Genomic DNA, 23,907 nt, shown 5'->3' on the forward strand with positions numbered 1-23,907 from the left:
TGCGGCGCACCGTTGCGCCGCCCGGTTGGGTAAGATGCGCGGAGGCGGCCACCCGGCCGCACGACCTCCGGAATCTCCTCCGGAATCTCCTCCGGAGTCCCCTTCGGGAGTCCTTGACGCGCCCATGACCCTCGACTGGCTACATCTCGGCACCCTGATCCTGACCATCCACGTGCTCGGGATCGTCGCGGCGTGCCACGCAATCATGAACACGCGCACGTCGCAAGGCGCGATCGCATGGGCCGTCTCGCTCACGGCCATGCCGTACCTGACGCTCGTTCCGTACCTGTTCCTCGGCCGCAGCAAATTCTCCGGCTACGTCGACGCCCGGCGCCACGAGCTGGACATGTTGCGCACGCACACACCGCGCGCGCCGTGGCGCACCGCCGACGCGACCGACGGGCCGGCCGCCGACGCGCTGGGCCAGGCCGCCGTGCTCGCGCTCACGCGGCTCGGCGGCATGCCGTTCCTCGGCGGCAATTCGGTGCGCACGCTCGTGAACGGCGACGCGACGTTCTCGGCCATCCTGTCGGCGATCGACGCCGCGCGCGACTACGTGCTCGTCCAGTTCTTCATCGTGCGCGACGATGCGCTCGGCCGGATGCTGCGCGACTCGCTGCTCGCGCGCGCGGCCGCCGGCGTACGCTGCTGCCTGCTGTACGACAGCATCGGCAGCTTCGACCTGCCGCACGGCTACGTCGACGCATTGCGCCGGGGCGGCGTCGAGGTCCATCCGTTCGCGACCAACCGGAAATTCGTCAACCGCTTCCAGCTGAACTTCCGCAACCATCGCAAGATCGTCGTCGTCGACGGCAATCGCGCGTTCGTCGGCGGCCACAACGTCGGCGTCGAATATCTCGGCGCGAAGCCACGCCTGTCGCCATGGCGCGACACCCACATCGAGATACGCGGCCCCGTGGTGGCGAGCATCCAGTATGTGTTCGCCGAAGACTGGCACTGGGCGACGCAGAAGCTGCCGCCCATCGCGCTGCCGCCGCCCGCGCAGCCCGGCGACGCCATGCATTGCCTCGCGGTGCCGATGGGGCCGGCCGACAAGCAGGAAACCGGCTCGCTGTTCTTCGTCGAATCGATCAATGCCGCGCGCGAGCGGGTCTGGATCACCACGCCGTACCTGGTTCCCGACGAAGCCGTGCTGTGCGCGCTGAAGCTCGCCGTGATGCGCGGCGTCGACGTACGCATCCTGATCCCGAGCCGGCGCGACCACTACGTCGTGTTCGAAGCGTCGAAGCTTTACGCGCGCGATCTCGTCGATGCGGGCGTGAAGGTGTTCCGCTACCGGCCCGGCTTCCTGCACCAGAAGGTCGTGCTGATCGACCGCATCGCGGCGGCGATCGGCAGCGCGAATCTCGACAACCGCTCGTTCCGCCTCAATTTCGAGATCATGGTGCTGACCGTCGACCCGGCGTTCGCCGACGAGGTCGAGACGATGCTCGATGCCGACTTCGCGCTGGCGTACCAGGTCGATGCTGACGAATACCGGCAGTCGCCCGCGTGGCGGCGCATCGCGATGCACGTCGCGCGGCTGTTCGCGCCGATCCTGTAGCGGCCCTGACGAGCGCCGCGCCCGCTGCACCGGCGCGGCGCACGCCGCGCTGCGCCGTCACAGCAGTTTGTCGATGTCCGCGGCGATCTCGTCGGGCTTGGTGGACGGCGCGTAGCGCTTGACGATGCGCCCTTCGCGGTCGATCAGGAATTTCGTGAAATTCCACTTGATCGCCTTGAGGCCGAGAATGCCGGGCGCCTCGTCGGTCAGGTAGCGATACAGCGGATGCGCATGGTCGCCCTTCACGTCGATTTTCGCGAACATCGGGAACGTGACGCCGTAGTTGCGCTCGCAGAACGCACCGATCTGCGCGGCGTCGCCCGGCTCCTGCTTGCCGAACTGGTTGCACGGGAAGCCGAGCACGAAGAAGCCGCGCGCCGCGTACTGGTCGTACAGCTTCTGCAGACCCGCGTACTGCGGCGTGAAACCGCACTCGCTCGCGGTATTGACGATCAGCAGCACCTTGCCGCGATACGCATCGAGCGATACCGGCGCACCGGCGAGCGTCTCTGCGCTGAACGAATACAGGGTGGACATCGGGTACTCCTTATACGAAACCGGATCGACGTGGAGTCTAGGCGAAATTGCGCCGTTGCGGCATCGGCCGAGCGGCCGATGCCCGGCACGACCGGTGCGCGGTCTAGAATAGCGGTTTTGGCCAGTCATTTCCGCCGTGATCCGTTTCAATCAGTTCAGCCTTGCGCGCGGCACCAAGCCGCTGTTCGAGTCGACCTCGTTCGTGCTCAATCCCGGCGAGAAAGCCGGCCTGATCGGCGCGAACGGCGCCGGCAAGTCGACGCTGTTTTCCGTCCTGCGCGGCGAGCTGCATTCCGACGGAGGCGATTTCTCGATGCCGCCGTCGTGGCGGATCGCCCACGTGTCGCAGGAAACGCCCGCAGTCGACCGCTCGGCGCTCGACTACACGCTCGACGGCGATGTCGCGCTGCGCGAGATCGAGGCCCGCATCGCCGCCGCTTCGGCCGCGCATGACGGCGCCGCCGAAGCCGACGCGCACGCGGCGTTCGCCGATGCCGACGGATACACCGCGCCGGCCCGCGCCGAAGCGCTGCTGCTCGGCCTCGGCTTCACGCTCGCGCAAACCCGCGAATCCGTCGCGAGCTTCTCCGGCGGCTGGCGCATGCGGCTGAACCTCGCGCAGGCGCTGATGTGCCGCTCCGACCTGCTGCTGCTCGACGAACCGACGAACCACCTCGACCTCGATGCGATCGTGTGGCTCGAAGACTGGTTGCACCGCTACCCCGGCACGCTCGTCGTGATCTCGCACGACCGCGAATTCCTCGATTCGATCTGCAACGTCACGCTGCATCTGGAAAACCGCCAGGTGAAGCGCTACGGCGGCAACTACTCGCAGTTCGAAGTGCTGCGCGCGCAGCAACTGGCGCTGCAGCAAAGCGCATACGAAAAGCAGCAGAAGACGATCGAGCACCTGCAGAGCTTCGTCGACCGCTTCAAGGCCAAGGCGACGAAGGCCAAGCAGGCGCAAAGCCGAATGAAGGCGCTCGAGAAGATGGAACTGATCGCGCCCGCGCACATCGCGTCGCCGTTCACGTTCGAATTCCGCACGCCCGATGCCGCACCGAACCCGATGATGGTGATGGAGGACGTCCGTTGCGGCTACCACGCCGACGACGGAGCGGACATCCCGATCGTCGAGCGCGTCGCACTGTCGATCCAGAACGGCCAGCGCATCGGCCTGTTGGGTGCGAACGGTCAGGGCAAGTCGACGCTGATCAAGACACTGGCCGGCACGCTCGCGCCGCTGTCGGGGCACGTGCGCGACGGCAAGGGGCTGACGATCGGCTATTTCGCGCAGCACCAGCTCGAAACGCTGCGCGAAGACGATTCGCCGCTCGCGCACCTGGCGCGGCTCGCGCCCGACACGCGCGAGCAGGAATTGCGCGACTTCCTCGGCGGCTTCAATTTCTCGGGCGACATGGCGACCAGCCCGGTCGGGCCGTTCTCGGGCGGCGAAAAAGCGCGCCTCGCACTGGCCCTGATCATCTGGCAGAAGCCGAACCTGCTGCTGCTCGACGAACCGACGAACCACCTCGACCTGGAGACGCGCCACGCGCTGACGATGGCGCTCGCGCAGTTCGAAGGCACGCTGATCCTCGTGTCGCACGACCGTCACCTGCTGCGCGCGACGACCGACCAGTTCATGCTGGTCGCGAAGCACCGGCTGCAGCCGTTCGACGGCGACCTCGACGACTACCGCGACTGGCTGCTGCAGCATGCGGCCGAGCAGCGCGCGGCCGCGAAGGCCGACAGCGCGGCCGCCGCGGGTGCCGATCCGGGCGTCAACCGCAAGGATCAGAAGCGCCAGGCGGCCGAGGAACGCCAGCGGCTGTCGCAGTTGAAGAAGCCGCTGCAGAACCGCATCACGAAGCTCGAAAAGGAAATGGAAGCGCTACACGCGGAGAAGGCTCGCCTCGATGCGTTCGTCGCCGATCCGGCGAGCTACGAGGCCGCGCGCAAGACGGAACTGACCGACGCGATCCGCAAGCTAGGCGAGGTCAACACGCGGCTCGAGACGGTCGAGGCCGACTGGCTCGCCGCGCAGGAAGAACTCGAGCAGATCGGCTGACCGCGGCCGCCGGGCCGTCAGCCGACGATCGCGTCATCGGCGGCGCGGTGCGTCGGAGCGTCCATGCCCGACGAAACGGCCCGGCCGCGAAAACGACGAAGCCGGGCACATGGCCCGGCCTCGTCGGTCACTGCTGCGTCGGCCCGCCGCGCGATCCGCTCAGCGGCGCGGCAGCGTGTCGCGCGGCATCTGCTCGTCGTCGCCCATCAGGTATCGGCGCCCTTTGGTCGGCCGGCGAATCGCCGCGACGACTTCCGCTTCCGTCACATCCTCGGACACGACCTTGCGCGCCAGGCGCCCTTCTTCGTCGATCCATTCGACGATCCGGCATCCGCCGCCCCACGGCTGGCGAATCGGCTCCGACACGCGGCAGCCGCGCAGGTTGTAAAGGCGTCCGCCAGGCGCTTCCCCATACGATTTCAACATAGGTTCCCTTCGCATTGCGCGGTTCGACAATCCGGCAAAGGATAGGGAAAAGCGATGTCCGGCGGGTTACAGCAGCCTACATATTCTTTACAGTGAATTACGCGACAGATCGTCCGGCGACGCCCGGCCCGCACGCGCCGGCTCGCTCATTCGAGATCGCGCACGCGGTCGATCGCCTGCTCGAGCCGCTCGACGGCCATCACGTTCAGCCCTTCGATCGCCTGTTTCGGCGCATTCGCCTTCGGAATCAGCGCGGACGTGAAGCCGAGCTTCGCCGCTTCGCGCAGTCGTTCCTGCCCGCGCGGAGACGGCCGGATCTCGCCTGCCAACCCCACCTCGCCGAACACGATCAGCCCTTTCGGCAGCGCCTTGTTGCGCATCGACGAGTGAATCGCGAGCAGCACCGCGAGGTCGGCGGCCGGTTCGGTGATCTTCACGCCGCCCACCGCATTCAGGAACACGTCCTGGTCGAAGCACGCGATGCCCGCGTGCCGGTGCAGCACCGCGAGCAGCATCGCGAGCCGGTTTTGCTCGAGGCCGACTGCGAGCCGGCGCGGGTTCGGCACGTGCGCCGTATCGACGAGCGCCTGGATTTCGACGAGCAGCGGCCGCGTGCCTTCCTGCGTGACGAGCACGCACGAACCGGGCACGACCTGCTCGTGTTGCGATAGGAACAACGCGGACGGGTTGGCTACGCCGCGCAGCCCGCGCTCGGTCATCGCGAACACGCCGAGCTCGTTGACTGCGCCGAAGCGGTTCTTGAACGCACGCACGAGCCGGAACGACGAATGCGTGTCGCCCTCGAAATACAGCACCGTGTCGACGATGTGCTCGAGCACGCGCGGCCCGGCCAGGTTGCCTTCTTTCGTCACGTGCCCGACCATGATGATCGCGGTGCCCGACTGTTTCGCGATGCGCGTGAGCTGCGCCGCGCATTCGCGCACCTGCGCGACCGAGCCGGGCGCCGACGTGAGCGCGTCCGAATAGACGGTCTGGATCGAGTCGATGACGGCCACGTCCGGCCGCTCCGCATCGATCGCGGCCTGGATCTTCTCGAGCTGGATCTCGGCGAGCAGCTTCAGTTCGGCCGCCGGCGCGCCGCCGTCCAGCAGCGCGAGCCGTTGCGCACGCAACGCGATCTGCGCGGCCGATTCCTCGCCGCTGATATAGAGCGCGCGCCGCTCGCTCGCGATATCCGCGAGCGACTGCAGCAGCAGCGTCGACTTGCCGATGCCCGGATCGCCGCCGATCAGCACGACGCCGCCGGGGACCAGCCCGCCGCCCAGCACGCGGTCGAATTCGCCGATGCCGGTCGAGAAGCGCGGTACGTCGGCGGCCTCGATGTCGACGAGACGCTGCACCGGCGCCCGCTTCGCGAGCGACTGGAAACGATGGGCCGCCGGCGATTCGGCGACCGATTCGACGAGGGTGTTCCAGGCCTGGCACGACGGGCACTGGCCCTGCCACTTGGGGGTCTGTCCGCCGCACTCGCTGCAGACGTAAACGGTTTTCTGTTTGGCCACGCGCGACGCCCTTATTCCGCTCGCACCGGCACGCGCGCGGCAACCGCGCACATCAGCTCGTAGCCGATCGTGCCGCAATGGCGCGCGACGTCGTCGATCGGCAGCGCGTTGCCCCACAGCTCGACGCGTGCGCCGACGCCGGCCTGCGGGCACGGCGTCAGGTCGACGGTGATCATGTCCATCGACACGCGACCGACGATCCGCGTGCGGATGCCGTCGACGATCACCGGCGTGCCTTCCGGCGCGACGCGCGGATAGCCGTCCGCGTAGCCGCACGCGACGACGCCGATCCGCATCCGCGCCTGCGCGGAGAACGTCGAGCCATAGCCGATCGCCTGGCCCTTCTCGATCGTCTGCACCGCGATCAGCTCGGACGCGAGCGTCATCGCGGGCTTCAACCCCGTGTCGGCGATATCGGACGACAGCCCGGACGGCGACGCCCCGTACAGCACGATCCCCGGCCGCACCCAGTCGAAGTGCGTGTCCGGATGCCACAGCACGGCCGCCGAATTCGCGAGACTGCGCGCGCCGGCGATGTTTTCCGCGCCGCGCTCGAACGTCGAGAGCTGCTCGGCGACGCCGCGCTCGTTGTCCGCGTCCGAAAAATGGGTCATCAACGTGATCTGGCCGATGCCCGGGCACGCGCGGGCGCGCTCCCACGCGGCACGGTACTTCTCCGGCACGTAACCGAGCCGGTTCATCCCGCTGTTCATCTTGAGCTGCACGTTGACGGGCTTCGACAGCCGCGCCGTCTCCAGCATCCGCATCTGCTCGTCGTTGTGGACGGTCGTCGTCAGGCTGTAGCGATCGATCACGTCGATGTCGGTCGAGCGGAAGAAGCCTTCGAGCAGCAGGATCGGGCCGGCCCAGCCGAGCTCGCGCAGCTTGACGGCTTCGTCGAGGTCGAGCAGCCCGAACCCGTCGGTGCCGCGCAGGCCGGGGAACACGCGCGCGAGCCCGTGGCCGTATGCGTTCGCCTTGACGACCGCCCAGACCTTGGACGGGCCGGCATAGCGGCGGACGACGGAGAGATTGTTCGCCAGAGCGGCGGTGTGGATGGTGGCGGAGATCGGGCGCGGCATGGGAAATTTACGTAAAGACGCTTGCGAATCATCAGCTTACCGCGCCTTTTGAGCACCGAAGCCGACAATTGGCGGAACGATCGGGGAATCTTGCTAGTCCGAATTGCCGTATTTTCGTGTTATAAAGCCGTGCGCACAACCCATTTCGAACGGAATAAGCCGATCGCATACCAGGCGGCCTACGCGGCCCTGCCGCAGCGACGAAAGCATCGCATCAGATGAAAAAAGGTTTTTACACCATCATGGCCGCGCAGTTTTTCTCGTCGCTGGCCGACAATGCGCTTCTCATCGCCGCCATCGCCCTGCTGAAAGACCTCCACGCCCCCAACTGGATGACACCGCTGCTGAAGCTGTTCTTCGTGTTGTCGTATGTGGTGTTGGCGGCGTATGTCGGTGCGTTCGCGGATTCGCGCCCGAAGGGCCGCGTGATGTTCATCACCAACTCGATCAAGGTGGTCGGCTGCATGATCATGCTGTTCGGCGCCCACCCGCTGATTGCATACGGGATCGTCGGTTTCGGCGCGGCGGCCTACTCGCCCGCCAAGTACGGGATTCTCACCGAACTGCTGCCGGCCGACCGGCTGGTCGCCGCGAACGGCTGGATCGAAGGCACGACCGTCAGCTCGATCATCCTCGGCACCGTGCTCGGCGGCGCGCTGATCAGCCCGCACATCGCATCGCACGTGATCGCGCACACGCCCGCCTGGATCGGCACGCCCGCCGAAGCCGCGATGGCGATCATCATGGCGATCTACGTGGTCGCCGCGCTGTTCAACCTGCGCATTCCCGACACGGGCGCCCGCTATCCGAAGCAGGAACGCGGCCCGGTCAAGCTGCTCACCGATTTCGCCGACTGCTTCATGGTGCTCTGGCGCGACAAGCTCGGCCAGATTTCGCTCGCGGTCACCACGCTGTTCTGGGGGGCCGGCGCGACGCTGCAGTTCATCGTGCTGAAATGGGCCGAGGTATCGCTCAACATGTCGCTGTCCGAAGGCGCGATCCTGCAGGCCGTGGTCGCGGTCGGCGTCGCGGCCGGCGCGATCGCCGCCGCCGCCCGGATTCCGCTGAAGAAGTCGCTGACCGTGCTGCCCGTCGGCATCGTCATGGGCATCGCGGTGATGCTGATGGCGTTCTACACGCGCGACCTGTTCCCGTCGCACTGGGCCGTGCACTTCGGCCATCTGCGCCTGCCGTTCTACCTGATCGTCGCCTACATCTTCCTGATCGGCGTCGGCGCGCTGTCCGGCTACTTCGTCGTGCCGATGAACGCGCTGCTGCAGCATCGCGGCCACGTGCTGCTGTCGGCCGGCCATTCGATCGCGGTGCAGAACTTCAACGAGAACCTGTCGGTGCTCGTGATGCTGTGCCTGTATGCGGTGCTCGTGTGGCTCGACGTGCCGGTCGGCGTCGTGATCGTGCTGTTCGGCACGTTCGTCTGCCTGACGATGTGGCTCGTGATGCGCCGCCACCAGGCGAACCAGCGTCAGTTCGACTCGGTTGCGCTGATCGGCGAATCGCGGCACTGACGCTACACTTTCCGTTTTCGTCCGCCGGCGCCGGTCGTCGAACCGGCACGTTGCCCTCATGACGCACCCGATACCCAACATCCTGACGATCGCCGGCTCCGATTCGGGCGGCGGCGCAGGCATCCAGGCCGACCTGAAGACGTTTTCCGCGCTCGGCGCGTATGGCGCGAGCGTGATCACCGCGCTGACCGCGCAGAACACGCGCGGCGTGACGGGCGTGCATGCGCCGGACGCCGCATTCGTCACCGCGCAACTCGACGCGGTGTTCGACGACATCCGCATCGATGCGGTCAAGATCGGGATGCTCGCCAACGCGGCGATCGTGCACGCGGTCGCCGACGCGCTGCGCCGTCACGCGCCGCGCTTCGTCGTGCTCGACACGGTGATGATCTCGAAGAGCGCCCACGCGCTGCTCGCGCCCGATGCCGTCGACGCGCTGCGCGACACGCTGCTGCCGCTCGCGACGGTCGTCACGCCGAACCTGCCCGAAGCGGCCGCCTTGCTGAACGATGCGCCCGCGTCCACCGAAGACGACATGGTCCGGCAAGGCCAGACCTTGCTGCAGACGGGTGCGCGCGCCGTGTTGATGAAGGGCGGCCACTTGCCCGACGCGTCCGCGAGCCCCGACTGGCTCGTCGACGCGACACGCACCGTGCGGCTCGACGGCGCGCGCCTGCCGGTCGGCAACACGCACGGCACCGGCTGCACGCTGTCGTCGGCGATCGCCGCGCTGCTGCCGCAGCGGCCCGACCTGGAAAGCGCGGTACGCGACGCCAAGACCTACCTGACCGGCGCGATCGCCGCGAGCGGCCAGCTCGACGTCGGCCACGGCGTCGGCCCGGTCCATCACTTTCATCGCTGGTGGTGAGCGCCGGCTGACGCGGCGTCAGCGATCCTGCGCCGCGAACGCCTGCGCGCGCGCCGGCCAGTCGTCGGGCACGACGAAACCGCGCGCCGTCTCGTGCCACGTGCCGTCGCGGCCCTTTTCATGGATGCCGATCAGGTCGGGCGCCTGGCGCATCGCCAGCACGGGCGGCAGTTCCGGTGCGCTCGCCAGCGGCTCGGGCTCGACACCTGCGCCGGCGGCGGCTCGCCGCGGCGCCAGCCACGCCAGCCTCGGCAACACGCTCCATGCCGCGCCGTCACGCTGCGCGGCCGCCCACGCCGGCCACTGCGCGTGCGTCAACCAGAAACCGCGCGGGTGGTCCGGCGCGATTTCGGCGGACACCGGCGATACCGGTGTGCCGTACGGATGGAACAGCCAGCCCTTGATGAACATCTGCGCGTCGGACGGCGCGCCGTAGCCAAGCCGGGCAAAGCCGTCGTGTTCGCCCAGCCGCAACTGGTGGTCGAGCAGCCGGCTGCGCTTGCGATCGAACCGGTCGACGAGATTGGGGCCGACGAAGTCGGCGAGCGACGCGCCGTCGCGGACCGGCGCGCACAGATAGCACTTCACCGCGAGTTCCCAATGCAGGCGCCGGCCGTCCGGCGCATCGACGAGAAAATCGACTTCGCCGAGCGTGCGGCCGTTGCTGCGCAGCGGCAGATTGGCCGCGACGAGCCGCAGCGACGGCCCGTGCGTCAGAAAACACTCGAGCAGGCATTCGGCGTAGCGTCCGAGCCGGGTGGGCCGAAACCCGTCGAGCGCGCGATGCAGCGGCTCCGGCCGTGCATCGAGCGCGGCGAGCCACGCTTGCCCGGCCGCTTGCCCGGCCGCGTCCGGCCAGGGGCGTGCGAGCGGTGCGCCCGGCACTGCGGTGAGCAGGCTCGGGCTGGCCAGTAGCCAGCCCAGGTCGCGCACCGCGACGTCATGCAGCGTATCGACGAACGCGCACGCCGCGCCAGTCGTCATTGCCCGGTCGGGCCGTTCGCGTCGGCGCCTTCCGCACGCCGGAACGTGTCGCGCGCGAGGCACAGGTCGGCCCACGCCTTCGACTTGTCCTGCAGGCTGCGCAGCAGGTAGGCCGGGTGGTAAGTGACGATCACCGGCACGCCCTCGTACGCATGCACGCGGCCGCGCAGCGACGCGATGCTCGCGTCCGTCTTCAGCAGCGTCTGCGCGGCAAAACGGCCGAGCGCGACAATCAGCTTCGGCTTCACGAGCGCGACCTGGCGCTGCAGATAAGGCTCGCAGCTCGCGACCTCGTCCGGCTCCGGGTTGCGGTTGCCAGGCGGACGGCACTTGATCACGTTCGCGATGTACACGTTGTCGCCGCGCTTGAGCGACAGCGACTGCAGCATGTTGTCGAGCAGCTTGCCGGCCTGGCCGACGAACGGCTCGCCCTGCTTGTCCTCGTTCTCGCCCGGCGCTTCGCCGATCAGCATCCAGTCCGCTTCGCGGTCGCCTACCCCGAACACGGTGTTGGTCCGCTTCTCGCACAGACGGCACAGCGTGCAGTCCGCCACGCGCGCGGCCAGCGCATCCCAGTCGAGCGCGGCGACCGGTGTGCCGGCGGGACGCGATTCGACGGCCGGCACGGAATCGTCCTGCGGCGCCGCGTCGAACCATGCGAAATCGTCGTCCGCAGCGGGCGACGCATCAGCCTTCGGCGGCATCGTATCGGGCGATGCGGCCGAGGCGGACGATACGGCCTGCGCGGGCGGGCGATCGCCATCGACGACACCGTGCGCCGGCGCCGGCGCCCGCGACTCGCGAGCCGGCAAGCCGCCGGCAGCGCCACGCGCGACGGCCGCTGGCGCGTCGTCCTGCCCCGGTGCACGCGCCGCACGCGTCGGCCGATCGGCCGCGACGACGGGACCGTCGTCGGCCGCCGCGGTTGGCGCGACGGCACGCGCGTCGGCTGCCGCACCCTCGCCCGCGCGTTGCCCGCGCCGTACCCAGATCTGCGCGAGGCCCAGTTCCTCGAGCGCCGCTTCAGCCCACGCCATGCGCATCCCCCTCGTCCTTGTTCAGCGTCAGACGCATCACGATCGCGTCCTCCCGGCTGCGATGCTTCGCCGGATAGTAGTTCTTGCGCCGGCCTATCGTCACGAAGCCGAAGCGCTCGTACAGACGAATCGCGCGCGGATTGGACGGCCGCACCTCGAGCAGCACGCCGTCGAGCCGCTCCGCGCGCGAAATGCGCACCGCCTCGCGCAGCAGCGCGAGGCCCGCGCCCGCATGCTGCGCGGCCGGCGCGACGCACAGGTTCAGCAAATGCATCTCGTCGATCACGGGCATCAGCACGCAATAGCCGACGAGCGACCCGGTCACGTGCCGCAGGCACACGCCCAGATAGCCGTTGCGCAACGAATCCTCGAAGTTGCCGCGGCTCCACGGGAATTCGTACGCGACCTGCTCGATCGCGACGACCTCGTCGAGATCGGCGTCCGTCATCGGCGCCAGATAGCGGTCGCTCAGCAGGACACCCGTCATCCCTTCGCTCCGCCCGTCTGCGCGGCCCGTGCCGCGATGCGCTCGGCCGTGGTCTGCGCGACCTTGTCACGCACGTATTCGGGCGCGGCCCGGTCGGCCGGCACCGCACGCCCCGCGCGGAACGCGCGCAGCGCGGCATGCGCGACCGCCAGCGCATGCGGCAGCGCGTCGCCGTCGATCGCGGCGGCCCGCGCGGCGGCCGGCAATTGCGCGCCGAATGCCGCGGCCGCATTGCCGGCGAGCGTGAACGGCGCGTCGGGTACGCCGACCGCACCCGGTGCGTCGAGCGACGCCGGATGCACCGTGCGCCAGTCGCCGGCGCCGTCGTCCCACGCGAAATCCGCCCAGTAGGCTTCGTCCATCCGCGCGTCGAGCGCGGCGAGCACACGGGCCGTGCCGGGTGCGCGCAGCCGCGCGTGCTCGGCGCATGCGAGCAGCGTGCCGATCGGCACGACCGGCAGCCCGCTCCCGAACGCGAGGCCCTGGGTAATGCCCGTCGCGGTACGCAGGCCCGTGAACGAGCCGGGGCCCGCGCCGAACGCGATCGCGTCGCAATCGGCGAGCGTCAGCCCCGATTCGGCGAAGAGTTCCTGGATCGCCGGCAGCACGCGCGTGCTCGACACGGCGCCCGTCGGCTCGTGACGAACCCAGGTTTGCGGGGTGGGAACGGCGTCATCGGCCTGGGCCGAGCGCAGCAGCGCGACCGAGCAGTATTCGGTCGACGTATCGATAGCGAGGAGCACTGTTTGCGTCATGGCCGACATTGTAATGCGCCGCCCCGCTCCCACGGGCGATCGGGTCCGATCTGTGCGCACGCGCGGCGCCGGCCGCGGTTTGGAAGGATCGCTCGACCCCGCGCGACGGCTCGCTTGTTAAGATCGGCCGATCTGAAACCCTTACGGAGACACCCGATGAGCGACCTCACCGCCCGATTCGACCAGGCCCAGATCGACGTCAAGCAACTGACGGAGCGGCCGGGCAACCTGACCCTGCTGCGCCTGTACGCGCTCTTCAAGCAGGCGACCGACGGCGATGCGCACGGCGACAAGCCCGGCTTCACCGACATCGTGGGCAAATACAAGTACGATGCGTGGGACGCACTGAAGGGCACGTCGCAGGATGCGGCGAAGCAGCAGTACATCGAACTCGTCGAATCGCTGAAAAACGGCACGGCGTCCTGACCGGATCGCCCTCGCCGCAATCGGCAATCAAATCAGTGGCGCAGCGCAGCAAATTTCTCTATAATGCGGCCTGCGTCACCTCCCGCGCTCGGCTCGCAAGCCGTTCCGGCCCGACGCCTCGTAGCGTTAAGCTCCAATCCGGTTTAGAACCTGTCCCCTCCTGCTTCGACCCTCGCGGTCGTCAACTAGGCTGGCGGTCCCGCTCCTGAAGCGCGCCGCACCCAAAACAGCTTCTAATGCCTCATCCGCCGACGGTTCGGCGGATTGCACCCGTTTCCCGATTTGCTCGCTGAATCCGACGACTTGGGTATGCGCGATTGGCGCCGACGTTTCACCCACTGTGTTGTTTCAAGGATTGTTATGACTTCGAGCATCAACTCCAGCCCGCTCAACGCGATCGCCGACCAGGCGCTCGGTCTCGACGCCGCCGCCGCACCGGCCGCAGTCGAACCGGCGTCGGACGAGCCGAGCTTCGCGTCGCTCGGGTTGTCGCCGGAGATCGTCTCCGCGCTGCAGGCCGCCGGCTACGTGAAGCCGACGCCGGTCCAGCAGCGCGCGATTCCGGCCGGCATCGCCGGCCGCGACCTGCTGGTGTCGAGCCCGACCGGTTCGGGCAAGACGGCCGCATTCATGCTGCCCGCGATCGAACGTTTCGCGCAGCTCCAGAAGACGCAGGCGCAGCAGCCGCGCGCGCCGCGTGAACCGAACCAGGGCGACCGCCGCGTGCGCCGCCCGCAACCCGTCGCGCGCCCGGGCCTGCTCGTGCTGACGCCGACCCGCGAACTCGCGATGCAGGTCACGACGGCCGCATCGACGTACGGCAAGCATCTGAAGCGCCTGCGCACGGTCAGCATTCTCGGCGGCGTCGCCTACGGCCAGCAGCTGATGCTGCTCGCGAAGAACCCGGAAATCCTGGTCGCCACGCCGGGCCGCCTGCTCGATCACCTCGAGCGCGGCCGCATCGACCTGTCGGAACTGAAGATGCTCGTGCTCGACGAAGCCGACCGCATGCTCGACATGGGCTTCATCGAAGACATCGAAACGATCGTCGCCGCCACGCCGGAATCGCGCCAGACGATGCTGTTCTCGGCCACGCTCGACGGCAAGATCGGTTCGCTGACGAGCCGCCTGCTGAAGGACCCGGAGCGCATCGAGATCCAGCAGCGCCTCGAGTCGCGCGCAAATATCGCGCAGACCGTCCATTACGTCGACGATCGCGACCACAAGGATCGCCTGCTCGATCACCTGCTGCGCGACGACGCGCTCGACCAGGCGATCATCTTCACGGCGACCAAGATCGACGCCGATCAGCTCGCCGGCCGTCTCGCCGACGCAGGCTTCGAATCGGCCGCGCTGCACGGCGACCTGCCGCAAGGCGCGCGTAACCGCACGATTCGTGCGCTGCGCGAGCGCCGCGTGCGCGTGCTGGTGGCCACCGACGTCGCGGCCCGCGGCATCGACATCCCGGGCATCACGCACGTGTTCAACTACGATCTGCCGAAGTTCGCGGAAGACTACGTGCACCGTATCGGCCGTACCGGTCGCGCAGGCCGTTCGGGTATCGCGGTGAGCCTCGTGCATCATGCCGAGCAAGGCGCGCTCAAGCGCATCGAGCGCTTCGTGCGCTCGCCGCTGCCGGTCAACGTGATCGAAGGTTTCGAGCCGCGCAAGGCTCCCCCGCGCAACGGCGGCAACGGCGGCCGCGGCCGCCCGGGTGGCGGTAACGGCGGTCGTCGTTTCGGCGGCAAGCCGGGCGGCGGTTATGCGGGCAACGGCAACGGCGCCGGCCGCAGCTACGGCGGCGGCAATGGTGGCGGCTGGAGCGGCAAGCCCGGCGGCAGCCGTGACGGCGGCCCGCGTCGCGACGGTCAGCGCAGCGGCGGCCCGCGCCGCGGCAATTCGGCATCGTAAGGTAAGCACACACGGGCGGCCCGCGGCCGCCCTGCGGATCGGCAACCCCGGCCATCCAGCCAACCGGCGCATCCGCGCCGGTTTTTTTGCCTCGCCGCCAATTTCACGATGCGGAAAATTTTTTTGCGTCGTAAAAAATCATGCTGCAAGGCACAAGCCGCGCGATTGCGGGATAGGAAAACGCATTTCTTATCTCGAAATTAATTCGGCAAGCCATTGATTCAAAACAACTAAAAAATTCACCGCCTCCCGAAATAGCCCCTGTTTCGCTCCCGCCGATTTGCCTAGACTCTTATACAAGACTTCGCGAAACGGAATGCACCGCTTCCCCGCTTCGCGAACGGCATCACCACCGTCAGATTCGGCCGTCACGCCTACACCGCATCAAGGAGCTCATCATGTCGCGTCAGCAACAGGCACAGGAACTGCAGCAGCAATGGGAAACCGATCCGCGCTGGAAGGGCATCAAGCGCAACTACTTGGCTGAGGACGTGGTCCGCCTGCGCGGCTCGATCCCGATCGAGCACACGCTGGCCAAGCGCGGCGCGGAAAAACTGTGGAGCCTCATCAACAACGAGCCGTTCGTCAACGCACTCGGCGCACTGACCGGCAATCAGGCGATGCAGCAGGTGAAGGCCGGCCTGAAGGCCATCTACCTGTCCGGCTGGCAAGTGGCCGGCGACGCGAACGTCGCGGGCGAAATGTACCCGGACCAGTCGCTGTACCCGGCCAACTCGGTGCCGCTCGTCGTGAAGCGCATCAACAACACGCTGACGCGCGCCGACCAGATCCAGTGGTCGGAAGGCAAGAACCCGGGCGACGAAGGCTACGTCGATTTCTTCGCGCCGATCGTCGCCGATGCGGAAGCCGGCTTCGGCGGCGTGCTGAATGCATTCGAACTGATGAAGGCGATGATCGAGGCCGGCGCATCGGGCGTTCACTTCGAAGACCAGCTCGCATCGGTGAAGAAATGCGGCCACATGGGCGGCAAGGTGCTCGTGCCGACACGCGAAGCCGTCGCGAAGCTGTCGGCCGCGCGTCTCGCGGCCGACGTGATGGGCACGCCGACCGTGCTGGTAGCCCGCACCGACGCGGAAGCGGCCGACCTGATCACGTCCGACATCGACGACAACGACAAGCCGTTCCTGACGGGCGAGCGCACGGTGGAAGGCTTCTTCCGCACGAAGCCGGGCCTCGAACAGGCCATCTCGCGCGGCCTCGCGTACGCGCCGTACGCGGACCTGATCTGGTGCGAAACCGGCAAGCCCGATCTCGAGTACGCGAAGAGGTTCGCGGAAGCGATCCACAAGCAATTCCCGGGCAAGCTGCTGTCGTACAACTGCTCGCCGTCGTTCAACTGGAAGAAGAACCTCGACGACGCGACGATCGCGAAGTTCCAGAAGGAGCTCGGCGCGATGGGCTACAAGTTCCAGTTCATTACGCTGGCCGGCTTCCATGCGCTGAACTACTCGATGTTCAACCTCGCGCACGGCTACGCACGCACGCAGATGAGCGCATTCGTCGAACTGCAGCAGGCGGAGTTCGCGGCAGCCGACAAGGGCTTCACAGCCGTCAAGCACCAGCGCGAGGTCGGCACCGGCTACTTCGACGCGGTGACGCAGACGGTCGAACGCGAAGCGTCGACGACCGCGCTGCATGGCTCGACCGAGGACGAACAGTTCTTCGACGGCAAGAAGGTCGCGTAACACGCGCGAGCGTGACGCCGATGCCGCCGCGTCTCGCGACGCCGCGGCATCGGCCACCGGACAACAATCAGGGAGGAGACGGCAGGCGCGCGAGTCCCATTGCGCGACCGGCCGCGCGGCCTGCGGGCCGCCAGCAACGATGCGCGCCGGCTTCGTCCGGCGCGCCCTTTTTCGACGGCGCAGCCCGCCCTGCCACGGCCGGCGCCGCCCTAACGATAGACGATCACCGGAATTTTCGTATGGGTCAGCACGCGCTGCGTCTCGCTGCCGATCAGCAGGCTGCCGAGCCCGCGGCGTCCGTGGGACGCCATGAAGATCACGTCGCAGCCGCCGCGCTCGGCCGCCTCGATGATGCCGAGATACGGCGACGGATGCACGCTCGTCCACGTGTCGCACGCGACCCCGGCCGCCTTCGCGGCCGCTTCCACCTCGTCGAGATGCGCACGCGCCTCGCGCTCGCTGCGTGCGCGGAAATCGGCGGGCGGCTCGATGATCACTTCGGAAAACGGCGAGTACGGGTATTGCGGCAAGCACGCGTAGGCCGTCACGCGCGCGCCGACCGCACGAGCCAGGTCGATCGCACCGTCGATCGCCTTCTTCGACAGTTCGGAACCGTCGGTTGGAACGAGGATGTGCCGGAACATCGCGCCCTCCTTCGTCAATCGCACGCGCGCCGCGAATCCAGCCGAGCCGGCCGCGACACGGCGAGCATGCCTCTTACGATTGTAGTGTGCGAAATCGCGCTCACCGCCTCGCCAGCGGGTTCGCCCTCATATCGGAAACACGCGGGCGGGTGTCGCCTACTCGCCCCAATAGCCGGGCCGCTCGTACGTGTGCTTCAGGTAATCGAGAAACAGGCGCACCCGCAGCGGCAAATGCCGGCGCTGCGGAAACACCGCATGGATGCCGATCGGCGGCGCGGCGAACGCGTCGAGCACGCTGACGAGCCGGCCGGCCGCGATGTCCTCGCCGACTTCCCACCACGAGCGCCACGCGAGCCCGTGGCCTTCGAGGCACCACTCGTGCAGCACCGCGCCGTCCGAGCATTCCATCGTGCCGTTCACGCGGATCGACACGACCTTGCCGTCCTCCTGGAACGACCAGCCGCGCTGCTGGTTCGCATTCGCCGCGAGCGCGAGGCAGTTGTGGCGAGCGAGTTCCGCGAGCGTGGCGGGCGTGCCGCGCCGCGCGAGATACGCAGGGGACGCGACGCACACGCGGCGGTTCTCGCCGAGCTTGAGCGACACCAGCGACGAATCGGGCAGCTCGCCGAGCCGCACCGCGCAATCGAACCCTTCGTTGACGAGGTCGACCATCCGGTCGGACAGGTCGAGCGTGACCGACACGTCCGGGTGCCCGACGCTGAATTCGGGCACGAGCGGCGCGACGTGCCGCCGGCCGAAGCCGGCCGGCGCGGAAATCCGCAGGTGGCCGCTCGCCTTGACGCCGCCGGCGGACACGCTCGCCTCCGCGTTCTGCATGTCGTTGATGATGCGCTGGCAGTCCTCCAGGAACGCCGAACCCTCGAACGTCAGCGTGAGCTTGCGCGTCGTGCGCACCAGGAGCTTCACGCCGAGCCGCTCCTCGAGCGCGTCGAGGCGGCGGCCGATGATCGCCGGCGCGACGCCTTCCGCGTGCGCAGCCGCCGACAGGCTGCCTTTCGCCGCGACCGCGGCGAACGTTTCGATCTGTTTGAACCGGTCCATGACTCTCGCAAGAACGGCGTCGCCGCCCTTCAAATGGCTTGAGCCGCCAAGATTAGGTATATGAAAGTAAAAGATCAAGTGATGATTAGCGTCTTTTTTAGCACCTTCGATCACGAATAGAATCGATCCGACCTCTGAAACTGGAGCGCAAGGCTATGTCGGCCACAACGACACTCTCCTCTCCCGACGCCATCCTTTTCGACGCATTCGGCACGTTGTTCGACGTGCGCGCCGTGCTGGCCGCGGCAGAGCAGATGTTTCCCGGTCACGGGGAACGGCTGTCGCAGCTGTGGCGCCGCAAGCAGATCGAATACTCGCAGTTGCGCACGCTCGCCGACCCGGCCGGCGCCCGCTATCGCCCGTTCCGGGACATCACGCTCGATGCGCTGCGGTTCGCCGCGCGCCGGCTCGGGCTCGCGCTGAACAGCGCGGCCGAGAAGCGGCTGATGGACGAATACGCGTGCCTGTCCACCTATCCCGACACGGTGCCCGCGCTGCGCAAGCTGCGCGCGCTCGACCCGCGCCCGCCGCTCGCGATCCTGTCGAACGGCACCCCGCAAATGCTCGACATCGCGATCAAGAGCGCCGGCATGTCCGGACTGTTCGATCGCGTGCTGTCGGCCGACACCGTACGCGCGTACAAGCCGAGCCCGGCCGCCTACGCGCTCGGCACCGCCGCGTTCGGGCCGAACCCGCGCGACATCGTGTTCGTGTCGTCGAACGCGTGGGACGTCGCCGGCGCCACCTGGTTCGGCTATACGACGTTCTGGCTCAACCGCACGGGCGCGCCCGCCGAGGAACTCGGCGCGCCGCCCGACGGCACGGGCACCGGCATGGCCGACCTGCTCGCCTTCCTCGCCACCCCGGCTCCGTCCGGCAGATCCGCAAACCGCACGCGCCCCGGCCCGGGTGCATGACGTTCGCCGCTGCCGCCTTCCCCCTTCACCGAAACCGCAACTGACCGACCAAGGAGATGAGACTCATGAGCACCCCGATCACGCTGCCGCAAGGCATGACGATCACCGGCGAAATCAAGCCGGGTTACGAAGCCATCCTGACGCCCGACGCGCTGGCACTCGTCGCGGCGCTGCACCGCACGTTCGAATCGCGCCGCCGGGCGCTGCTGCAGGCGCGCGTCGAGCGCACGAAACGCCTCGACGCGGGCGAGCGCCCGGACTTCCTGGCCGAGACGAAGGCGATTCGCGAAGGCGACTGGACGGTCGCGCCGCTGCCGGCCGACCTGCAATGCCGGCGGGTCGAGATCACGGGCCCCGTCGAGCGCAAGATGATCATCAACGCGCTGAACTCGGGCGCCGATTCGTACATGACGGACTTCGAGGATTCGAACGCGCCGAGCTGGACGAACCAGATCGACGGCCAGATCAACCTGAAGGACGCGGTGCGCCGCACGATCTCGCTCGAGCAGAACGGCAAGTCGTACAAGCTGAACGACAAGGTCGCGACGCTGATCGTGCGCCCGCGCGGCTGGCACCTCGACGAGAAACACGTGACGGTCGACGGCCAGCGCGTGTCCGGCGGCATCTTCGATTTCGCGCTGTTCCTGTTCCACAACGCGAAGGAACTGATCGCGCGCGGCTCGGGCCCGTACTTCTACCTGCCGAAGATGGAAAGCCATCTCGAGGCGCGCCTCTGGAACGACATCTTCGTTGCCGCGCAGGAAGCGATCGGCGTGCCGCGCGGCACGATCCGCGCGACGGTGCTGATCGAGACGATCCTCGCCGCGTTCGAGATGGACGAGATCCTGTACGAACTGCGCGAACACAGCTCGGGCCTGAACGCCGGCCGCTGGGACTACATCTTCTCGGCGATCAAGAAGTTCAAGAACGATCGCGACTTCTGCCTGGCCGACCGTTCGAAGATCACGATGACGGTGCCGTTCATGCGTGCGTATGCGCTGCTGCTGCTGAAGACCTGCCACAAGCGCAACGCGCCGGCGATCGGCGGGATGAGTGCGCTGATCCCGATCAAGAACGATCCGGAAGCGAACGACAAGGCGATGGGCGGCGTGCGCTCGGACAAGCAGCGCGACGCGACCGACGGCTACGACGGCGGCTGGGTCGCGCACCCGGGCCTCGTGCCGATCGCGATGGAAGAGTTCGTCAAGGTGCTCGGCGACAAGCCGAACCAGATCGCGAAGCAGCGCGACGACGTGCAGGTCGAAGGCAGGAACCTGCTCGACTTCCAGCCGGAAGCGCCGATCACCGAAGCCGGACTGCGCAACAACATCAACGTCGGGATCCACTACCTCGGCGCGTGGCTCGACGGCAACGGCTGCGTGCCGATCCACAACCTGATGGAAGACGCGGCCACGGCCGAGATTTCCCGCTCGCAGGTATGGCAATGGATCCGCTCGCCGAAGGGCGTGCTCGACGACGGCCGCAAGGTCACGGCCGAACTCGTGCGTGAATTCGCGAAAATCGAGCTCGACAACGTAAAGCGCTCGGTCGGCGGCAACACGCAGCCGTACGAACGCGCAGCGTCTATCTTCGAGCAGATGTCGACGTCGGAAGGCTTCACCGAATTCCTGACGCTGCCGCTGTACGAGGAAATCTGACGACGACGCCGTTGCGTCGCCGGCCGGCCACGCCGTACCGGCGGTCGCATGCGACGGCAGCACGAAAAAGCGCCCCGCGGGGCGCTTTCTTTTTTACGGCGATTCCAGCCGCCGTCCGCAAGCAAGCTCAGGCGGTTTCCTGCTCGCGCCGGTACTGAACCCAGTCGCCGGACGGGATGCGCGGGCGCCCCGCCGCCGCATGCGCGGCAACCGGATAATACAGGCACGCGTACTGCCGGCCGCCGAGTTCGACGGTCACCTCTTCCGGTTTGAACAGCGAGTCGACGCCCGGATAGACGCGCTCGATCTCGTCGAGTACCGGGATGAGCCGCTCGTCGATCTCGTAGACGTCGCCCCAGACCAGCGACTTGCCGGCCGGCCCGGCGAGCATGCCCGGGTACGTGCCGAAATCGTACAGCTCGCCCGGCAGCGCGGCCGCGCCCAGCAGCGTCGGCGCGGCGATTCCGTGACGGGCGGCCGCCTCGCCGATGTCGTTGGCCTGTCCGGCTCTCAAGGTGCCATAGACGAATACGTGGCGCATCGTGGTTCTCCTCTTCAATTCGTATGTTGCCGTGTTCGCGGGCGATCGGCGTGCGATCGGCGTGCAATTGCGCACGCATCGATAGACCGCGATACCGCCCCGATGGTTCGAACCGCCGGGGGCGGGCGACCGCGGGCGGTCGCCCCGGATTCGCCGATGCCCACACAAAGTTCATTTGAACCCGGCATGATGGCCCGAAAAACCGCCGCATGCGCTTATGCGGCGCCTTCTAAAATAACGGCATCGCCGCTGCGCTGCCCGAACCGTTCATGAATCCGCCCGCCCAAGCCGACGTATCGAACCCGTACGACGTCATCGACATTCCGCCGGAATTCGCGCCGACGGCCGTCCATCCGATGCGGGTACGCGCACGGCAGGTCGATGCCGGCCGCCGCATTCCGCTGCACACGCATGCATGGGCGCAGCTCGCGTACGCGTCGCGCGGCGTGCTGCGCGTCGCGACGACCGGCACGACCTGGATGGTGCCGCCGTCCCGTGCGATCTGGGTGCCGCCGCGCGTGACGCACGAGGTCGTGATCGTCGAAGAGGCCTATTTGCGCACGCTGTATATCGACGAGTCGATCGTGCCGGGCGGGCTCGATGCATGCCGCGTCGTCGAGGTGACGGGGCTGCTGCGCGAACTTATCGTCGCACTCGATGCGCGCGACCTGAGCGCCGCGCGCGAGCGCCTGCTGTGCGGGCTCGTGCTCGACGAGCTGAGTCATGCCGAACCGTTGCCGCTCGCGGTGCCGATGCCCGACGAGAAACGGCTGCGCCTGCTGTGCGAATCGGTACTCGCGCACCCCGCGCACGCGGAGTCGCTCGAGCACTGGGCGAGCGAGGTCGGCGCGAGCACGCGCACGATATCGCGGCTCTTCAAGCAGGAACTGGGCGTGAGTTTTTCGCAGTGGCGCCAGCAGGCGCTGCTCGCGCGGGCGATCCCGCTGCTGAACCAGGGGCGCCCGCTGTCGCATATCGCGCGTGAGCTCGGCTACCAGAGCCAGAGCGCGTTCTCGGCCATGTTCCGTCGTGCGTTCGGCGAAAGCCCGCGCGCGTTCATGCTGCGCGGCTACGAGCATCGAGGCCCGGACGGTGCCGCCGCGGACAGCGAAACGCCAGACGACGACGCGATCGACACGGCCCGCTGATCACTTGCTCCGGCGCGCCGGACCGTCAGACCGGCCGCACCATGTGGCGGATCGAGCCGAGTTGCGCGAGCCGCGGCCCGGTGACCCGGTAGCCCATGCGCAGGTACAAATGCGCGGCGGGATTGTCGACGAACACGCGCAACTGCAGTTCGTGCAGCCCGCGCGCACGCGCCCAACGATGCGACATCTCGAGCAGGTAGGTGCCGGCGCCCTGGCCGCGATGGCCGGCCGCGATCTGCACGTCGCGGATATGCAGCGAATCGCCCTCCTCGGTCACGCGCAGCACGCCGATGCGCTCGCCGTCGGCCTCGAGGATGAAGTTTTCGGATTCGCGCCAGCTCGCATAGAACAGATCGCTGCGCCACACGAGCCCATGGCGCTTGTAGTAGCCGCCCATGTTGCCGTGCGTCAACGCTTCGGCATACGGAAAATCGCCGGGCTCCGCGGGCCGGAGCTGATACAGGAGTCGCAGGTCGGTCGGATCGAGCATCGCGCAGGAGTCGAAAACACATCCCGCCACGATAGCGCAGTCGCATGCGGATGCAATCGCGAATTTCTCGTAGGGTCGCGACATCCGATGCAGCACGCGGTATGGATGGCACGCGCACCCGGAAGTGCAAACGAAAAAGCCCGCACGAGGCGGGCTTCTTCATTTTCTGGCGGAGCGGACGGGACTCGCCTACGTCCCGCAGGCCGCGGCTGCGCTTGCAAGCGCAGCCCTTCGAGTCCCGCCGGAAGCCGCGCAGGCGGCTTCCTCCGCCCCGCAGTCACGTGCCCGCAAGCGGGCACGACGAGCGATATCAATGAAAAAGCCCGCACGAGGCGGGCTTTTTCATTTTCTGGCGGAGCGGACGGGACTCGAACCCGCGACCCCCGGCGTGACAGGCCGGTATTCTAACCGACTGAACTACCGCTCCAGTCTTGCTGCTTGCCGGGCAGGCGTCGGTTACTTCCTGCCGGCGCGTCGTTTGTTCGAACGACGCCGAAATCTGGCGTCCCCTAGGGGATTCGAACCCCTGTACTCACCGTGAAAGGGT

At 67.7% G+C, this 23,907-nt stretch carries 22 protein-coding genes and 1 tRNA gene; 10 read left to right on the forward strand and 13 right to left on the reverse strand.

Translation table 11 applies throughout. The features are described from left to right. Positions 1 to 124: 124 nt before the first annotated feature. Positions 125 to 1,564, forward strand: a complete 1,440-nt coding sequence (gene cls / locus WT97_RS28605; RefSeq protein ID WP_060354854.1) for a cardiolipin synthase — start codon at positions 125 to 127, stop codon at positions 1,562 to 1,564. 57 nt (positions 1,565 to 1,621) lie between these two features. On the opposite strand, the gene WT97_RS28610 is transcribed toward cls, so the two are convergent. Beyond that, positions 1,622 to 2,101: a glutathione peroxidase gene (locus WT97_RS28610; RefSeq protein WP_011549528.1), complete on the reverse strand. Its 480-nt coding sequence runs from the start codon at positions 2,099 to 2,101 to the stop codon at positions 1,622 to 1,624. A 136-nt stretch (positions 2,102 to 2,237) separates the two neighbouring features. On the opposite strand from WT97_RS28610, the gene WT97_RS28615 reads away from it, so the two are divergent. Beyond that, on the forward strand, positions 2,238 to 4,169 hold the full coding sequence (locus WT97_RS28615) for an ATP-binding cassette domain-containing protein (protein ID WP_059790557.1): 1,932 nt from the start codon (positions 2,238 to 2,240) through the stop codon (positions 4,167 to 4,169). Between the two features lie 159 nt (positions 4,170 to 4,328). Here the strand turns inward: WT97_RS28615 and WT97_RS28620 are convergent, their stop codons facing one another. From WT97_RS28620 to alr, 3 genes are all read right to left on the reverse strand, one after another. Further along, positions 4,329 to 4,595, reverse strand: coding sequence for a DUF2866 domain-containing protein (locus tag WT97_RS28620; protein ID WP_059505876.1), 267 nt, complete (start codon positions 4,593 to 4,595; stop codon positions 4,329 to 4,331). A gap of 146 nt (positions 4,596 to 4,741) precedes the next feature. Continuing rightward, a complete protein-coding gene (radA, locus tag WT97_RS28625; RefSeq protein WP_034207679.1) occupies positions 4,742 to 6,118 on the reverse strand; it encodes a DNA repair protein RadA in 1,377 nt (458 codons plus the stop codon). 11 nt (positions 6,119 to 6,129) lie between these two features. Further along, positions 6,130 to 7,200, reverse strand: coding sequence for an alanine racemase (alr, locus tag WT97_RS28630; protein WP_060354855.1), 1,071 nt, complete (start codon positions 7,198 to 7,200; stop codon positions 6,130 to 6,132). A gap of 218 nt (positions 7,201 to 7,418) precedes the next feature. Here alr and lplT point away from each other — a divergent pair, with 218 nt between their 5' ends. After that, positions 7,419 to 8,726, forward strand: a complete 1,308-nt coding sequence (gene lplT, locus WT97_RS28635; RefSeq protein ID WP_059505873.1) for a lysophospholipid transporter LplT — start codon at positions 7,419 to 7,421, stop codon at positions 8,724 to 8,726. A 58-nt stretch (positions 8,727 to 8,784) separates the two neighbouring features. Next, positions 8,785 to 9,594, forward strand: a complete 810-nt coding sequence (thiD, locus tag WT97_RS28640) for a bifunctional hydroxymethylpyrimidine kinase/phosphomethylpyrimidine kinase (RefSeq protein WP_059505871.1) — start codon at positions 8,785 to 8,787, stop codon at positions 9,592 to 9,594. Positions 9,595 to 9,612: 18 nt separating this feature from the next. On the opposite strand, the gene WT97_RS28645 is transcribed toward thiD, so the two are convergent. Genes WT97_RS28645 through tsaB form a run of 4 tightly spaced genes read right to left on the reverse strand, consistent with a single transcriptional unit; the run spans position 9,613 to position 12,866 of the window. Continuing rightward, positions 9,613 to 10,578 (reverse strand): DUF1853 family protein, encoded by a 966-nt coding sequence (locus WT97_RS28645; protein ID WP_060354856.1) that lies wholly within the window; start codon positions 10,576 to 10,578, stop codon positions 9,613 to 9,615. Beyond that, positions 10,575 to 11,615, reverse strand: a complete 1,041-nt coding sequence (locus WT97_RS28650) for a uracil-DNA glycosylase (RefSeq protein ID WP_060354864.1) — start codon at positions 11,613 to 11,615, stop codon at positions 10,575 to 10,577. Before WT97_RS28650 ends, WT97_RS28645 begins: the two co-directional genes overlap by 4 nt. Then, positions 11,602 to 12,102, reverse strand: coding sequence for a ribosomal protein S18-alanine N-acetyltransferase (gene rimI / locus WT97_RS28655; protein WP_059790550.1), 501 nt, complete (start codon positions 12,100 to 12,102; stop codon positions 11,602 to 11,604). The genes WT97_RS28650 and rimI overlap by 14 nt, the downstream gene beginning before the upstream one ends. Continuing rightward, positions 12,099 to 12,866 carry a tRNA (adenosine(37)-N6)-threonylcarbamoyltransferase complex dimerization subunit type 1 TsaB gene (gene tsaB, locus WT97_RS28660; RefSeq protein ID WP_060354857.1) on the reverse strand — a complete coding sequence of 256 codons (768 nt, stop codon included), beginning with the start codon at positions 12,864 to 12,866 and terminating at the stop codon, positions 12,099 to 12,101. Before tsaB ends, rimI begins: the two co-directional genes overlap by 4 nt. Before the next feature lie 147 nt (positions 12,867 to 13,013). Here tsaB and WT97_RS28665 point away from each other — a divergent pair, with 147 nt between their 5' ends. The 3 genes from WT97_RS28665 (at position 13,014) to aceA (ending at position 16,900) form a co-directional block, all read left to right on the forward strand. Continuing rightward, a complete protein-coding gene (locus tag WT97_RS28665) occupies positions 13,014 to 13,283 on the forward strand; it encodes an acyl-CoA-binding protein (RefSeq protein ID WP_059505862.1) in 270 nt (89 codons plus the stop codon). Positions 13,284 to 13,643: 360 nt separating this feature from the next. Beyond that, complete coding sequence (locus WT97_RS28670) at positions 13,644 to 15,194, forward strand: DEAD/DEAH box helicase (protein WP_059505860.1); 1,551 nt, start codon at positions 13,644 to 13,646, stop codon at positions 15,192 to 15,194. 398 nt (positions 15,195 to 15,592) lie between these two features. After that, on the forward strand, positions 15,593 to 16,900 hold the full coding sequence (aceA, locus tag WT97_RS28675; protein ID WP_060354858.1) for an isocitrate lyase: 1,308 nt from the start codon (positions 15,593 to 15,595) through the stop codon (positions 16,898 to 16,900). Positions 16,901 to 17,109: 209 nt separating this feature from the next. On the opposite strand, the gene WT97_RS28680 is transcribed toward aceA, so the two are convergent. Then, positions 17,110 to 17,544 carry a universal stress protein gene (locus WT97_RS28680; RefSeq protein WP_059506097.1) on the reverse strand — a complete coding sequence of 145 codons (435 nt, stop codon included), beginning with the start codon at positions 17,542 to 17,544 and terminating at the stop codon, positions 17,110 to 17,112. 156 nt (positions 17,545 to 17,700) lie between these two features. Beyond that, positions 17,701 to 18,606: a LysR family transcriptional regulator gene (locus WT97_RS28685; protein WP_059790546.1), complete on the reverse strand. Its 906-nt coding sequence runs from the start codon at positions 18,604 to 18,606 to the stop codon at positions 17,701 to 17,703. Positions 18,607 to 18,761: 155 nt separating this feature from the next. On the opposite strand from WT97_RS28685, the gene WT97_RS28690 reads away from it, so the two are divergent. Together WT97_RS28690 and aceB are read left to right on the forward strand one after the other, a co-directional pair. Further along, the gene (locus tag WT97_RS28690; RefSeq protein WP_060354859.1) at positions 18,762 to 19,523 is read left to right on the forward strand and encodes a haloacid dehalogenase type II; all 762 of its coding nucleotides are present in this window, start codon (positions 18,762 to 18,764) and stop codon (positions 19,521 to 19,523) included. A 65-nt stretch (positions 19,524 to 19,588) separates the two neighbouring features. Then, positions 19,589 to 21,181 (forward strand): malate synthase A, encoded by a 1,593-nt coding sequence (gene aceB / locus WT97_RS28695; protein ID WP_060354865.1) that lies wholly within the window; start codon positions 19,589 to 19,591, stop codon positions 21,179 to 21,181. A gap of 127 nt (positions 21,182 to 21,308) precedes the next feature. Here aceB and WT97_RS28700 read toward each other — a convergent pair whose 3' ends face one another. After that, complete coding sequence (locus tag WT97_RS28700) at positions 21,309 to 21,722, reverse strand: gamma-glutamylcyclotransferase (RefSeq protein WP_060033709.1); 414 nt, start codon at positions 21,720 to 21,722, stop codon at positions 21,309 to 21,311. Positions 21,723 to 21,991: 269 nt separating this feature from the next. Here WT97_RS28700 and WT97_RS28705 point away from each other — a divergent pair, with 269 nt between their 5' ends. Continuing rightward, entirely contained in the window at positions 21,992 to 22,870 is an 879-nt protein-coding gene (locus WT97_RS28705) for a helix-turn-helix domain-containing protein (RefSeq protein ID WP_059505850.1), read from the forward strand. A gap of 25 nt (positions 22,871 to 22,895) precedes the next feature. Here WT97_RS28705 and WT97_RS28710 read toward each other — a convergent pair whose 3' ends face one another. Next, the gene (locus tag WT97_RS28710) at positions 22,896 to 23,360 is read right to left on the reverse strand and encodes a GNAT family N-acetyltransferase (protein WP_034207694.1); all 465 of its coding nucleotides are present in this window, start codon (positions 23,358 to 23,360) and stop codon (positions 22,896 to 22,898) included. Between the two features lie 350 nt (positions 23,361 to 23,710). Continuing rightward, a tRNA-Asp gene (locus tag WT97_RS28715) sits at positions 23,711 to 23,787 on the reverse strand. Between the last annotated feature and the right edge of the window lie 120 nt (positions 23,788 to 23,907).

The organism is Burkholderia sp. MSMB1459WGS, assembly GCF_001534535.1.
In the GTDB taxonomy this organism is placed as follows: Bacteria; Pseudomonadota; Gammaproteobacteria; order Burkholderiales; family Burkholderiaceae; genus Burkholderia.

Coding starts and splice junctions, on each gene's coding strand:
- WT97_RS28680 (WP_059506097.1), bottom strand. CDS start 17,544: ATGTTCCGGCACATCCTCGTTCCAACCGACGGTTCCGAACTGTCGAAG.
- WT97_RS28645 (WP_060354856.1), bottom strand. CDS start 10,578: ATGACGACTGGCGCGGCGTGCGCGTTCGTCGATACGCTGCATGACGTC.
- WT97_RS28665 (WP_059505862.1), top strand. CDS start 13,014: ATGAGCGACCTCACCGCCCGATTCGACCAGGCCCAGATCGACGTCAAG.
- rimI (WP_059790550.1), bottom strand. CDS start 12,102: ATGACGGGTGTCCTGCTGAGCGACCGCTATCTGGCGCCGATGACGGAC.
- WT97_RS28610 (WP_011549528.1), bottom strand. CDS start 2,101: ATGTCCACCCTGTATTCGTTCAGCGCAGAGACGCTCGCCGGTGCGCCG.
- WT97_RS28705 (WP_059505850.1), top strand. CDS start 21,992: ATGAATCCGCCCGCCCAAGCCGACGTATCGAACCCGTACGACGTCATC.
- WT97_RS28670 (WP_059505860.1), top strand. CDS start 13,644: ATGACTTCGAGCATCAACTCCAGCCCGCTCAACGCGATCGCCGACCAG.
- WT97_RS28685 (WP_059790546.1), bottom strand. CDS start 18,606: ATGGACCGGTTCAAACAGATCGAAACGTTCGCCGCGGTCGCGGCGAAA.
- tsaB (WP_060354857.1), bottom strand. CDS start 12,866: ATGTCGGCCATGACGCAAACAGTGCTCCTCGCTATCGATACGTCGACC.
- thiD (WP_059505871.1), top strand. CDS start 8,785: ATGACGCACCCGATACCCAACATCCTGACGATCGCCGGCTCCGATTCG.
- aceB (WP_060354865.1), top strand. CDS start 19,589: ATGAGCACCCCGATCACGCTGCCGCAAGGCATGACGATCACCGGCGAA.
- alr (WP_060354855.1), bottom strand. CDS start 7,200: ATGCCGCGCCCGATCTCCGCCACCATCCACACCGCCGCTCTGGCGAAC.
- WT97_RS28690 (WP_060354859.1), top strand. CDS start 18,762: ATGTCGGCCACAACGACACTCTCCTCTCCCGACGCCATCCTTTTCGAC.
- WT97_RS28700 (WP_060033709.1), bottom strand. CDS start 21,722: ATGCGCCACGTATTCGTCTATGGCACCTTGAGAGCCGGACAGGCCAAC.
- aceA (WP_060354858.1), top strand. CDS start 15,593: ATGTCGCGTCAGCAACAGGCACAGGAACTGCAGCAGCAATGGGAAACC.
- WT97_RS28650 (WP_060354864.1), bottom strand. CDS start 11,615: ATGGCGTGGGCTGAAGCGGCGCTCGAGGAACTGGGCCTCGCGCAGATC.
- cls (WP_060354854.1), top strand. CDS start 125: ATGACCCTCGACTGGCTACATCTCGGCACCCTGATCCTGACCATCCAC.
- lplT (WP_059505873.1), top strand. CDS start 7,419: ATGAAAAAAGGTTTTTACACCATCATGGCCGCGCAGTTTTTCTCGTCG.
- WT97_RS28710 (WP_034207694.1), bottom strand. CDS start 23,360: ATGCTCGATCCGACCGACCTGCGACTCCTGTATCAGCTCCGGCCCGCG.
- WT97_RS28620 (WP_059505876.1), bottom strand. CDS start 4,595: ATGTTGAAATCGTATGGGGAAGCGCCTGGCGGACGCCTTTACAACCTG.